At 60.0% G+C, this 12,498-nt stretch carries 13 protein-coding genes; 6 read left to right on the top strand and 7 right to left on the bottom strand.

What is annotated here, in order from left to right:
• Positions 1-11 precede the first annotated feature (11 nt).
• The gene (locus KIT08_04380) at positions 12-533 is read left to right on the top strand and encodes a hypothetical protein (protein ID UYN90480.1); all 522 of its coding nucleotides are present in this window, start codon (positions 12-14) and stop codon (positions 531-533) included.
• 37 nt (positions 534-570) lie between these two features.
• On the opposite strand, the gene KIT08_04375 is transcribed toward KIT08_04380, so the two are convergent.
• Genes KIT08_04375 through KIT08_04360 form a run of 4 tightly spaced genes read right to left on the bottom strand, consistent with a single transcriptional unit; the run spans position 571 to position 4,481 of the window.
• A complete protein-coding gene (locus KIT08_04375) occupies positions 571-1,800 on the bottom strand; it encodes an ABC transporter permease (protein UYN90479.1) in 1,230 nt (409 codons plus the stop codon).
• On the bottom strand, positions 1,797-3,044 hold the full coding sequence (locus KIT08_04370) for an ABC transporter permease (GenBank protein UYN90478.1): 1,248 nt from the start codon (positions 3,042-3,044) through the stop codon (positions 1,797-1,799). Before KIT08_04370 ends, KIT08_04375 begins: the two co-directional genes overlap by 4 nt.
• Positions 3,045-3,046: 2 nt before the next feature.
• Positions 3,047-3,994, bottom strand: coding sequence for an ABC transporter ATP-binding protein (locus KIT08_04365; protein UYN90477.1), 948 nt, complete (start codon positions 3,992-3,994; stop codon positions 3,047-3,049).
• A gap of 22 nt (positions 3,995-4,016) precedes the next feature.
• Positions 4,017-4,481 (bottom strand): MarR family transcriptional regulator, encoded by a 465-nt coding sequence (locus KIT08_04360; protein UYN90476.1) that lies wholly within the window; start codon positions 4,479-4,481, stop codon positions 4,017-4,019.
• 102 nt (positions 4,482-4,583) lie between these two features.
• Between KIT08_04360 and KIT08_04355 the strand changes: the two genes are divergently transcribed.
• The 3 genes from KIT08_04355 (at position 4,584) to KIT08_04345 (ending at position 8,438) form a co-directional block, all read left to right on the top strand.
• Positions 4,584-5,990 (top strand): hypothetical protein, encoded by a 1,407-nt coding sequence (locus KIT08_04355; protein UYN90475.1) that lies wholly within the window; start codon positions 4,584-4,586, stop codon positions 5,988-5,990.
• Between the two features lie 73 nt (positions 5,991-6,063).
• Positions 6,064-7,452, top strand: a complete 1,389-nt coding sequence (locus tag KIT08_04350) for a hypothetical protein (protein ID UYN90474.1) — start codon at positions 6,064-6,066, stop codon at positions 7,450-7,452.
• Between the two features lie 227 nt (positions 7,453-7,679).
• Positions 7,680-8,438: a response regulator transcription factor gene (locus tag KIT08_04345; GenBank protein ID UYN90473.1), complete on the top strand. Its 759-nt coding sequence runs from the start codon at positions 7,680-7,682 to the stop codon at positions 8,436-8,438.
• 628 nt (positions 8,439-9,066) lie between these two features.
• Here the strand turns inward: KIT08_04345 and KIT08_04340 are convergent.
• Both KIT08_04340 and KIT08_04335 read right to left on the bottom strand, forming a co-directional pair.
• Positions 9,067-9,213 carry a hypothetical protein gene (locus KIT08_04340; GenBank protein ID UYN90472.1) on the bottom strand — a complete coding sequence of 49 codons (147 nt, stop codon included), beginning with the start codon at positions 9,211-9,213 and terminating at the stop codon, positions 9,067-9,069.
• A 42-nt stretch (positions 9,214-9,255) separates the two neighbouring features.
• Positions 9,256-9,393, bottom strand: coding sequence for a hypothetical protein (locus KIT08_04335; protein ID UYN90471.1), 138 nt, complete (start codon positions 9,391-9,393; stop codon positions 9,256-9,258).
• On the opposite strand from KIT08_04335, the gene KIT08_04330 reads away from it, so the two are divergent.
• Complete coding sequence (locus tag KIT08_04330; protein UYN90470.1) at positions 9,377-10,441, top strand: hypothetical protein; 1,065 nt, start codon at positions 9,377-9,379, stop codon at positions 10,439-10,441. The genes KIT08_04335 and KIT08_04330 overlap by 17 nt on opposite strands.
• A 152-nt stretch (positions 10,442-10,593) precedes the next feature.
• Positions 10,594-11,340 (top strand): sortase, encoded by a 747-nt coding sequence (locus tag KIT08_04325; GenBank protein UYN90469.1) that lies wholly within the window; start codon positions 10,594-10,596, stop codon positions 11,338-11,340.
• 163 nt (positions 11,341-11,503) lie between these two features.
• On the opposite strand, the gene KIT08_04320 is transcribed toward KIT08_04325, so the two are convergent.
• Positions 11,504-12,355: a hypothetical protein gene (locus KIT08_04320; protein UYN90468.1), complete on the bottom strand. Its 852-nt coding sequence runs from the start codon at positions 12,353-12,355 to the stop codon at positions 11,504-11,506.
• Positions 12,356-12,498: the final 143 nt, after the last annotated feature.

The raw sequence follows: 12,498 nt of genomic DNA, 5'->3' as shown, positions 1-12,498 counted from the left end.
ATCATTGCACCATGGATAACCAACGTTTCCTGACCGATGGGCTGGAGCAACTCAACGCCTATTTGCAGTCTGACGAAGTCTTTTGGCCCATGGACCGTGACCCCCAGCTGACCCTGGGTAACCTGCTGCTGGCCGCCGCCAGCCTGCAGGCCGCCGGCCAGCAGCGGCCGCAGGACGCCGCCGCCCTGGCCGACGCCCGCAAGGAATGGGGCATCGCCTGGGAGAAGAAGGCCGAGCGTGAGTTTGCCGCCCGCATGCGCCAATGGTCGAACTACCTGGCTGAGTTGGCTGATAAGCCCAAGCAGCACGCCCGCTATTACAAGAACGAGGTGCGCGCCCGCGTGTTGCTGCAGCTGCTGGCGCCCGAGGCACCTAAAGGCAGCCAGCAGCTGGCCGGGCTGGATGCCATCCTTAAGCCGCTGGTGGAGCCGGGTGATTTCTTGTGGGAAACCAGCCAGCAGACGAGCTACCCCAAGCCTGCGTACTGGTTCCTGTGGGTTACGCCCAAGCTGCCCGAGGAAGAAGACAAGTAATAAAAAAAGCCTGCATTTCCGCAGGCTTTTTTATAGGTTACTCATACCTAAATCGCCATACCCCCAGCGCCAGGAAGACCAGGCCGAACAAGGTCAACGCGCCGACGGCCGGCAGCGCCTCAGCCAGGCCAAAGCCGCGGATGATGATGTCCTGAAAGCCGCGCATCGCCCAGCCGGTGGGCAGGTAGGTGGCGATCTTTTGCATAAAGCCCGGCACGATCTCGATCGGCCACATGGCGCCGCCCAGGCCAGCCAGCGGCAGGATCAGCATCATGCTCATGGCGTCGATCTGGGCGTACGTGCGCACCAGCGCGGCCAGCAGCATGCCCATGCTGGTGATGCAGAAAGCAAAAGCCACGATCATCGCCGCCAGCGCAGCCGGCGATTGCCCCCAGGGAACATTGAAAGCCACCTGGCCCACGATCACCAGCAGGCTGATCTGCACCACGCCGGCAATGAACACGCCCAGCAGCTTGCCGCCCAGGATGGCCAGCTTGCTCACCGGCATGGTGAGCAAGCGGCGCAGCGTGCCTTGCTCGCGCTCCAGCAAGATGCTGCTGGCGCCATAGACGATGAAGAACATCGAGAAAATGACCATGTTGCCGGGCGAGGCTTGGGCGAAACCGATGGGAATGCTGGTTTGCTCCTCCAAACGGCTGACTGCGCTCGTCTGCAGGCTGATCGGTTGGCTCTCTTGTGCCTGACGTGCGGCGTCCACGCCTGCTTGCAGGTATTCCGCTTCGCTTGGCGCTCCATCGAGGGTGAATAGCTCCAAGCGCTCGGCCACGTGCAGGCTGGTGTTGGCAATCTCCACGCTGGCGCTCACATGGTAAAGGGCGGCCAGCACCGCTTGCTCAACCACTTGGGCCGCGCGCGGCTCAGATACGTTGGTTTGAAACAGAAGATGGCTATGCTGGCCCGCCAGCAAGCTCTCACTCAGGTCTGCGGGCAAGGTCAGCATGGCGGCGATCTCGCCGTCTGCCAGCTGCTGACTGGCTTCATTGCTTGCGGCCGCGTAGGCGTGCAGGCTGGGGTACGCATCCAGTGTCGCTATCAGCTGGGCGCCGGTATCCCCGGCGTCCTGATTGATCACCGCCAGCTCCCAGGTGGGAGGTTCATCGCTGGAGGCGAAACCTTGCATGCCCACACCCAGCACGGTTGTGAAGATCAGCGGCAACGCCAGGCCCCAGATCAATGTGCTGCGGTCTTTGTAGGTGGTGTAGAGATACAACCAGGCGATCTGGAGGAGTTTTTTGAATTGGCTCATTTCACAAACCGTTTTTGAAAGGCCAGCGTGGCCAGAATGAAAGTCACGATGCCGATGAGCGTCAGTACCAGGATTGGCGTTTGAATATCTGCCAACCCGCCGCGGTTAATGGTGAGGGTCAAGAAACCGTCCATGGCCCAGCGATTCACTGTGAGCTTGCTGGCGATGTTGATGATGCCGCTCAGGCTATCGGTGGGGAAAAAGCTGCCGCCCAGGGCGCCGAACACCAGCGAAACTGCGCTGCCCACTACGCCTGCCTGGTTCTCGTTACGCGAGAAGGCGGTCAGCATAGCGCCCAGGCCACTGGCGGCGAACACTGTCAGCAGCACCATGATCGCCAACCCAAAGAGTGAGCTGCCCCAGTTCACGCCAAAGATCAATGTGCTGCTAGCCATCAGAATTGAGAATTGCAATACGCCGGTGAGGAAAGTGCCACCCATCTTCCCCAGAATGATCTCCCAGGTAGGAGTGGGAGTGGTCATCAAGCGCGGCAAGGTGCCGCGGCGCTCCTCTTGCAGGATTGAGCGCGAGCCTTCGAACATGCTGAACATCAGGAAGAACACGGCCATGCCTGGGATAAAGAACGCAAACGGGTCCACGGTCTCCCCTGTTTCGCCAGTGCTGACCACATCCAGCTCCAGCAAGGGCTCTCGCAGGTTCATGCTTTCGCTTTGCAGCTCGGCGCCAATGGCGGCGCCCAGCTGGCCCATAGCCGGGCCAAGCAATGGGGCGTAGCCCGCGGCCTGCTGCCCAGCCACCTGGCCGGCCAGCAGTGTGGTGTTGATCGCGGCGGTGATGCGCTCGACAATACTGTGCACGATCACCGGGCTGATCTCAGCGGTGGGATCGGTGTACAACTCCACGCTGGCCTGGCCGCTATTGCCTTGCTCATCAGGGATGACGGTCTCGCTGAACCCAGCCGGCACCACGATCACGGCGCGCAACTCGCCGGCTTCAATGCGCGCTTTAGCTGCTTCGGGATCCTGCATCGTTTCCAGGGCGATCAGGTCGCTTAGCTCGGGGCTGGTCAATACATCCTCGTAGGCCTGGCCCAGCTCGCCTTCGTCCATGTTGACCAGCACCACTGCGATGTTCTCGATGGGCGCTTCGTCTCCACCCAGGTCGCCAAAAGCAAGGCCGATCAGGGCGCTGATGATCAGCGGCGCGGCCAGCATGCCCGCCAGCGCCTTCCAGTCACGGAAACGTATCAGAGTATCTTTGACCGCAATTTTGAGGGCTTTCATGCTCAGTCTCGCAAAGCGCGGCCGGTGAGGTGCAGGAAGACCGCTTCCAGATTGGGTTCGGCTACTTTGATGCTCTTGACCTGCCCGCCGGCGGCGCTGATGGCGCCAATGATCCCGCTCAAGCGCGCGTTGGCGTTGGTGGCTTGCAGCACCAGCTCATCGTCCTCCAGCCCGGCATGGTGAACCCCGTCCGGCTTGGACAGCGCGGTCAGTAGGGCTTGGCTGTCGTTCACGCCGCTGATGCCGATGCGCACCACATCCGTCTCGCCCACCAGTTTGGTCAGCTCGTCCTGCGTGCCGAGGGCAATCAGCTTGCCGTGGTCCACAATGCCGATGCGCCGGCTCAGTTCGGCGGCTTCTTCCATATAGTGAGTGGTGTACAGCACCGTCAGACCGCGCTGGTTGAGCTCCAGCACCGTATCCAAGATGCGGCGGCGGCTCTGCGGGTCGATGCCCACGGTGGGTTCGTCCATGAACAGCACCTTGGGCTCGTGCAGCAGGCCCACGGCAATATTGATGCGCCGCTTCATGCCGCCGGAGTACGTCTCCACTTTCTCGTTGGCGCGGTCGCTCAGCCCGGCGATCTCCAGCGTCTCCTCCACGCGCTGCTTCAGGCGCGCCCCGCTGAGGTTGTACATGCCGGCCCAGAAGCGCAGGTTCTCACGCGCTGTCAAGTCCGGATACAGAGCGATCTCCTGCGGCACCACGCCAATGACTTCTTTGACGGCGTTGGCCTGTGTGCGCACGGAGTGCCTGTCAATGATGGCGTCGCCCTGCGTGGGGCTCAGCAGGCAGCTCAGCATGGAGATGGTGGTGGTCTTGCCGGCGCCGTTGGGTCCAAGCAGGCTGAAAATCTCGCCCGCCTGAATATCAAAGCTGATGCCTTGCACGGCGTGCACTTTTTCGTAGCGCTTGTGCAGGTCCTGGGCTTGCAGAATGGGCTGTGTCATTGGTTGTCTACCTCGATAGCTTTTATACGGCTCTTGGGGATCGCCTTTTGGGATGAGTGCGCAGGCGCGCTTCGATCTGCTCCAGATTCTTGAGCAGGGCTTTTAACTGGGCTGGCGAGAAGCTGGCCAGCGTGTCTGCAGCCAGTTCCAGCGCCAGCGGGGCCACGCGCTCCAGCGTGCGCCCTCCGGCTGCGGTAAGGGCCAGGCGGTGGCTGCGACGGTTTTCGCCGGGGAGGCGCTGCAGCCAGCCGCGTTCCACCAGCCCCTGGCTAAGCACGGACACACTGGAACGCTCGATCAGCAGGTAATCCGCCAGGGCCGAGGGCGTCACGCCCTCGCGTCCGCCCTGGGTCCAGGCGGCCAGCAACAGCCGGAACTGCGCCTGGGTGATCTTGAACTCGGAGAAGTGCTGGTCGAAGCCGGTGGCCATGTGGGTGCCGATGCGCATCAGCGCGGTGCATACTTCTGCTTGCAGGTTCGGTCCCATAGTTAGTAATCTAATTGTTAGTATTCAAATTGTCAAGATGCATGTTGCGGCGCGCGTCGATTAAAATCATGTCGAACCGTTTATATAGTCAGGAGTGCTGCCATGCCAAGATCCCTGCCCAATCGTTTGCTCGTCATCCTCTTTACGCTACTGCTGGCCGCGTGCATGCCGGGCAACATCAGCACGGCTGACCAGGTGGCCACCAGCGTGGCCGCCACCCTGCAGGCGGACGGCCAGCCGGTGCCCACCGCTGAGCCCACCTTGGGGGAGGTGGCCACCCAGGCACCCACTGAGCCGGCGTGTGCCAACGCCGGGCTGACCAGCGTGGCGTATGTCAAGGACGGCGATGTGTGGCTGTGGGTACAAGGCGGCATGCGCACCCAGCTGACCACCTTTGGCGATGTGCAGGACCTGTCCATCTCAGACAACGGCTGCCGTATCGCGTACACTCGCAGTGTCCCCAACCCGATGCATGACCCCGCGGTTGAATTTGTAGCCCCTGAAACTCTCAACGAACTGTGGGTGGTGAGCAGCGACGGGACGAGCAGCCGCGCCCTGGTGGATACTGCTTATTTGTCAGCCCAGCCGGTGCCTGTGGGCGACAACATTGTTTCTGTGTTGCGCTTTGAGTTTCAGCCGCGCTCTCACACCCTGGCGTTCAATACACAAATGCTGCATCCTGGGGTTGGTTTGACCATCCGCAATGACATCAACCTGGTCAATGTAGATTCGGGCTCGATCACGACATTGCTTGGGGTGGAACAGGCGGGTGGCATTTTCGTTTTCTCGCCAGATGGCCTGCAGGTGGCCTTCTCCACGCCTACCAGTGTGGGTGTCATCAACACGGATGGTAGCTTCCTGCGCCGCGATCTGATCACTTTCCCGATGGTCATCACCTACAGCGAATATTTGTACAGCCCGCCGCTCCACTGGTCCCAGGCCAGCAACTCCCTCATGGTGGCGATCCCACCCGCGGATGGCTTGGCGGAAGGCATGCCCGAGACGGCCCTGTGGTGGATCCCGCTGGATGGCACCCCCGCTTTCGAAGCTGGCAGCGTGCAGACCGCTTTCTTTGTCATAGGCGAGGTAGTCTTTTCGCCGGATGCTGGGCGGATCGCCTATCTGCGCCCGATCGGTGAGCCGGGCAGCGGCATGACCGAGCTGGTCGTGGCGCTTAGTGATGGCAGCAACGAATCCCCCGTGATCAGCGACCCGGCGGCGCAGTTCCTCGCCTGGTCGCCGGATAGCAGTCGTTATCTGTATGCGTACATGGATAGCGGGCTACGCCTGGGGCTGGCCAGCGCGGCCGATAGCAGCACCACCTTGCTGGCCTCGCTGGCGGGCGCAAGCCCGTTTGCCGTGCAGGCCGAGTGGGTAGATGCCAGCCGCTTCCTGCTGCTGGAGCAGGGTGAAGGTGGCGCTACGCTTAGCCTGATGGACACCGCTGGCCTGGCTGAGGTGATCGAAAGCTTCAGCACACCCTTCGTAGCCTTTGACGCCGCGCCATAAACACTGGGCATTAAGTAACGGGGCAAGAATCGCCAACTACTGGCTATACTAGGCAGCAGGAGTCTTTAAGATTATGCGCACAGGCCATCGTTCAACCCCCATCCGGCACGCGGCCAGCGAGAGCGGCCAGGCCATCGTTCTGCTGGTGCTCGTCTTCGTTGGCCTGCTTGGCATTATGGGGCTGGCGATCGACGGCGGTCGTTTGTATACTCAGCGCCGTTCGGTTCAAAACGCCGCCGACAATGCCGCCCTGGCGGCTGCGTTTGCCATGTGCAGTTCCGGCAACGCCGTATCCGCCGGCGTGGCTTCAGCCAGCCAGAACGGGTTCACTGCCTCGCCCCCAACTACAACGGTCAGCATCCAGACCCCGCCTACCAGTGGCACCTACGCTGGTGATGATGAATATGTGGTGGTCACCATCACCAGCCGGATCGGGATGGGCCTGGGGCGCATCGTATTTTCCGGCACGCCTGAGGTCAGCGCCCGCGCGGTGGCGCGCTGCACCAGCGGCGGCGGCCCCATTGGCGGCGGCAATGGCCTGATCGCGCTCAATGATGCTCAGGAGCGCATTGTTGATCTGTCTGGCAGTGGCTGCATTCGCGTCAATGGCGGCGGCGTTTTCGTCAACTCCGATCATGATCAAGCCGCCTACGTCGATGGAGGTCAAACCTGTGGCTCTGGAATTCCCCGCCTCAGAGCCGACACCATCCAGATTGTTGGAGGTTTGTGGATGCCTGAATGGATGTGGCGCTGGAGCGATCCGACCCTGGCGGTGACCCCATACCCACCTCAGACGGGTGTACCCCACATGGCTGACCCACTGGGGGCAGTTCCATATCCCACAGTTCCGAGTGCCGCACCTTCCCCCTCACCTGTTCGCTGTGGTAGCTCGGGAAACATTTTCTTGACCAGCGGTAACCTTGACCTATTGAACTGGGTTAACTGCACGCATCCCAATCCAATAGTGATCTACCCTGGCCTTTACAACCGTATATGTATTGGTTCGGACGCAATCGCGAGTTTTCAGCCGGGTTTGTATTACATCACCGGTACCACCTCTTGCAGTGGTGGTGGCTCCTTCGTGGTGAATGGCTCGGGGAATGTAACTGGTAATGGAGTAACCGTCTTCATCGCCAGCCGCGGCGTTCACATCGGCGGCAGCGGCAATGTGAACCTGACGGCGCAGACCAGCGGCCCGTATGCGGGTATGGCCCTATTCCTTGCCCGTGAGAATGGTAGCGATGTGCGAGTGGATGGCGATGGTGTTACCAACATGCGTGGCACTATTTATGCCGCAAATTCGCTCATTTCGTTGGCTGGCTCAGGCACCAACAAGACCCTCAACGCGCAAATCATTGCCTGGCGTTATCGGGTAAGCGGTAGCGGTGTCATTACAATTGATTACAACCCCGGGGTAGTCTTTGGCGGGGGTGGCAGCTCCCTAATTGAGCTTTCAGAGTAGATTTAGTTAGTTTTTGGTCGAAATCCCCGCCTTGGGCTTCCTGCAACTAACAGGCTTGTTAATTGGGGTTTTCGGTGCTTGCATTTTTGCAAGCGCATGTTATGATTTGGGCTGAGAAAAGTCGAAAATTGATTGACTCGCAGTTGAATTGTGTGCAATCAAAAGTAGATTTATTGCTCATACTTTTTTTATCTTGACCTAATTTTTAGAAGTGGGTAGTTGTGCTGTTGGCTGAAGAAAAAGACGTTGTTCAAACCACCAACACCGGGTTGGATTTAGACGCCGTGCAAGAGCTCGGCTCTCAACGCGTCGTGATGGTGGTTGAGGACGACCCAGACACTCTAAACCTGCTCAAGCTCACCTTGCGCCGCGCCGGCATGAACGTGGTTGGCGCCTCAGATGGCAAGCAGGCCCTGCGCAAGTGGATGGATGCCAACCCCAGCGTGGTGTTGCTTGACCTGATGATGCCCGAGATGGACGGTTGGGAGACTCTCAGCCAGCTGCGCGCCATCAGCGACGCGCCCATCATCATCCTCTCGGCCCTAAGTCAAAAAGATAATGTCGTCCGCGGCCTGAAAGAGGGCGCCGATGACTATGTCTCCAAGCCCTTTGTTGGCGATGAAGTCGTCGCCCGCATCGAGGCCGCGCTGCGCCGCTCCGGCGCCGGCAAGCCCGCCTCTGTCCTGGTCTTCCCTGATCACGGGCTCTCGGTAGATCTGCAGGCGCACCAGGTGAGTCTGCGTGAGCAGTTGATCGACCTGACCCCGCGTGAGTTTGCCGTATTAGAAATTCTGGCCCGTCAGCACCCCAAGCCGGTCTCCTATGAGACGTTGGCGCGTGAGGTGTGGGGCGAGGACAACGAAAAGATCCGCGAACGCATCAAGTGGATCGTGTACTTATTGCGCCAAAAAATAGAGAAGGACCCCAGCCGCCCCGAGCTTATCTTGAACAAGACCCGCTTTGGCTACCAGCTGGCAAGTGAGTGAACATGAGTACTCTGCGTAAGATCTTGTTTGCGGTTGTTATCGTCGGCTTGTTGGCAACAGGGACAACGACTGTTGCCCGCGCGTGGGAATGCAGCCAATACAATTTTCGCATTACGGAAACTGGCGAAGTCCAGGTTGAGAATCGCTCCAGCAACTACGAGCCCGCTCAGCAGGCAGATGTTTACGTCAATGGCTCACATGTTGGCCGCTATAACGTTCCTGCGAAGAACAGTGGTACCGGCTGGACCACTTTTGCCAATGTTTCTCCTCCATCTTCGAACTGGACATGGCGCGTAAAAGGAACTGTAGACTGCGAAGATCAGGGTTCTCACTCTGTATTCAATCCTAGTTGTGCTGATATCGGTGTTGGCCCGGAAAGCCGAAAATTTGATCCGCCCTCCAGCGGCACTTTTAGCCTGGGCAATGGGCATACGGTCACCATCAGTATTTCTGGTGATACATTCAATTGGAGTGCAACCCTTGGCATAAAAGCTGTAATAGTTAAGGGTGGGCCTAATTCGAGTGTTTACAACTACAATCCTGCAGCGACTTCAGGTTCGGGATTGCATGCCCCGTCAAACCCAACAGGTGGCTTCTACGGGCTTAGTCACATTACTTTTTGTTTTGGTTATCCTGCACCCACTCCCACGCCTACCGCTACACGAACTCCTACGGCCACAGCTACTTTCACGCCATCTAACACGCCCACCAATACGGCCACATTCACGCCGTCAAACACGCCCACTAACACGGCCACCCTGACGCCGTCCAACACGCCTACCTACACGGCTACCTTTACGCCGTCAAACACGCCGACTTACACGGCCACCTTCACGCCCTCCAACACGCCGACTTTCACGGCAACTTTCACGCCGTCCAACACGCCTACATACACAGCCACCTTCACGCCGTCCAACACCCCGACCTTCACGGCTACTTTGACGCCGTCGAACACGCCTACATACACGGCTACGGCTACACCGACCGATACACCGACCGCCACAGCTACGTACACGGCTACGGCCACGCCAACCGACACCCCCACCGCCACGGCCACCTACACTTCAACCGCCACGGCGACCTTTACCGCGACCCCCACGGCCACCGATACGGCTACCCCCACGCCGACCGATACGCCCACCATTACGCTGACGCCCAGCATCACGCCCACCGGCACCCTGACGCCCAGCGCCACCTTCACCAGCACCTTTACGCCCACCAACACGGCGACCTTCACCAGTACCTTCACGCCCACCAACACGGCCACCTTCACCTCGACGGCGACCTTTACCAGCACCTTCACGCCGACGGGCACGGCCTCGCCTTCCGCCACCTTCACACCTTCGCTGACGGTGACCGGCACCCAGGCCGCCAGCCTGACGCCCACCAACACCGAGCCGCCGACCAACACGCCCACCTTCACGGCGACCTTCTCGCCGACCCCGACGGTGTTCGTGCCCATCACGGGTGACGGCGTAACCTTCGTGGGCCTGTGTGTGGACCAGCAAGGCCAGATCGTCAATCCCAACGAGGCTTCCGGCGGCGATCTGCGCTGGGAGGTCAGCAATGCCAATGCCAGCCCGATCAACTTCGTGTGGTGGGTGGTTGGCGGCAGCGCCTCGGGCGGACCGATCTCGGTGCCGGCCAACAGCACCATCGCCTTCGGCACTCCGGTGGACGGCGCCCTGCCCAACACGGTCTCGATCATGTGGATCGACCCTGTGGATGGCCAGTCCAAGACGCTGACCAACAACAACAGCGGCACGCTGTGCAACGGTGAGCTGCCCACGCCCACCGTCACCCCCAGCCCCACGCCGGGCGTGCTCATCCCCATCACGGGCATCGAGCTGCCGGCCATCTTCCGGGACAATATGTTCCTGAACGTGGGCATCGGTGTGTTCGGCTTCGCCCTGATCCTGCTCGGCATCGGCATGAAGCTTGACCGCGACCGCCAGAACCGTGCCGCCGGCGAAGATGAGTACGAAGACGAGGATGAGGAATAGCCTGCATCCGTAAGCAGCAACTAACAACAAAAGCGGGGCCAATACTGGCCCCGCTTTTTGCATCACCGGTCATTCAAGGGAATGAGGGTGCCCAATTCTTTAGGCAGACCAAGATATAGAGCCGGCCACGCGCGATAGAATCATTTCATACCATGGACGCTTACTCCCCCCAACCTCAAAAGCATGAATCCAACGCCCTCATCATCGGCATTGTCCTGGTGGGCATGCTGGTTATTGTCTTTGCCCTCGGCAAAGGCGTCTTCGATGTCGCCACCATGCCGGCTGTAGACCTGGCCGCCGATGATGCCCAGCAGGCCGGCTTCCTGCCGGTATATTCCTCTGCCGGCGCCGCCGATCCAAGCCTGGTGTCGGTTGATACTGCCCCCGATGGGTTCCCCACCCCCTTGCCGCACGAAGTGCAGGATGTCATCGTGGGCAGGGTGCCTGACCGCATCGTCATCCCCTCCATTTCGCTGGATGCGACGGTCATCCCCATCGGCTCGATCGATCTGGCCTATGAGGACGACGTCTTCCAGCAGTGGCTGGCGCCTGACTACCGCGCCGTGGGCTGGCACGAAACTTCGGCCGGCCTGGGCGCGCCCGGCAACACGGTGCTGAACGGGCATCACAACATCTATGGCGAAGTCTTTCGTGACTTGTATCGCCTGCAGAAGGGTGACGTGATCGAGGTGTTTTCGCAGGGTGAGATGTTCGACTATGTTGTCGTCTACACCGCCGTGCTACCGGAGCGTAACCAGCCCATGGAAGTGCGCACCGCCAATGCCGAGTGGATCCAGCCCACTGAAGATGAGCGCCTGACTGTGATCACGTGCTGGCCCTATGAGAGCAACACCCATCGCGTGCTGATCGTGGCTGTGCCCTTCACGGCAGGCTCCTAAACTGTCCGTCATTGTGAGGCTGCCGAAAGTTGCATGAATATGCAACTTTCGGCTCCGAAGCAATCTCCAAGCAGGCTATACAAGAGACACAAAAAAGATCCCCGCCTCCTCAAGCGGGGATCTTTTTAGGAACGGATCCGCATCCTCGGTTAGAGAAGCTCGCTCAGCTTAGCGGAACCGCGGTGATGAACAAACGGCCCCAGGTGCTGATGCCATCCTGCTCGATGCAGGTCTGCAGCACCAGGGAGTTCTTGTTGTTGTATACCTTGTGGAACAGGGTGGAGGCGCTGATCTGCTCGCCACTCTCCAGGTCCACGAAATTGGATTGGGTCGAGTCGGGGGAGAGGGCCTGGTAGCGCTGGGTGCCTGTGACCTGGAACTCACGCGTACTGCCGTCGCCGTAGACCAGAGTGATTGTCTGGCCGATGCCAATGTTGGTGAAGGCGCTGCCGGCCAGGTAGTTGTGGGCCAGGAAACCCTGGCTGCCGTACTGCGAGGCCAGACCGAACTGGGTCACCACGTTGGGCTGCTCGCTCACGAAGGCGGCGCTGCCGCCCTGGCCAACTACGCCGTAAGCCATCACGCCGTCCACATAAATGCCGGTCACCTGGGCGCTGTTGCCGTTGGTCACCGAATTCACGAAGCTGCTGAAGGCGGCAACCGCCGGGGCGGCTTCAACCTGAGCAGCTTCTGCCTGGGCGGCAGGGGCGGCTTCCACCGCGGCCAGTTCGACAGCGGGCTCGGTTTCAATGACTGGGCTGCTGGTATCCTTCGTCAGGTTTACGGTGAAGGTCTGGGCCAGAGCCACGCCGGGCTCAACAGCGGCTGCTTCGGCAACAACCGGGGCGGCAACTTCAGCAGCCGGGGCGGCCACTTCGGGGCTGCCAGTGACCGGAGCCACAGCGGCTACCACCGGGGCGCTGTCTTGGGCGCGGGCCGGCGTAATGGCAAAAAAGGCTCCGATGATGATTGCAGAGAGGGTACCGAGGAGAACGAGGATGCTGAGCGATTTCATGCTTCTAACCTACCTTCCGAGTTGAGGAGAACTCGAATATTGGTTATATTTTAGTTAGGTAATGGTAATAATCAAATAGGATGAGGGTACTCTTTGCAGAACTGTTAGTTTTACTGTTCTGGGCTGAGGAAACAAAAAAAAAG

Source organism: Anaerolineales bacterium (genome assembly GCA_025808555.1).
Taxonomy (GTDB): domain Bacteria; phylum Chloroflexota; class Anaerolineae; order Anaerolineales; family UBA11579; genus JAMCZK01.
Note: the sequence above shows the minus strand (reverse complement) of the source record. Positions and strands in the feature narration are given on the sequence as shown.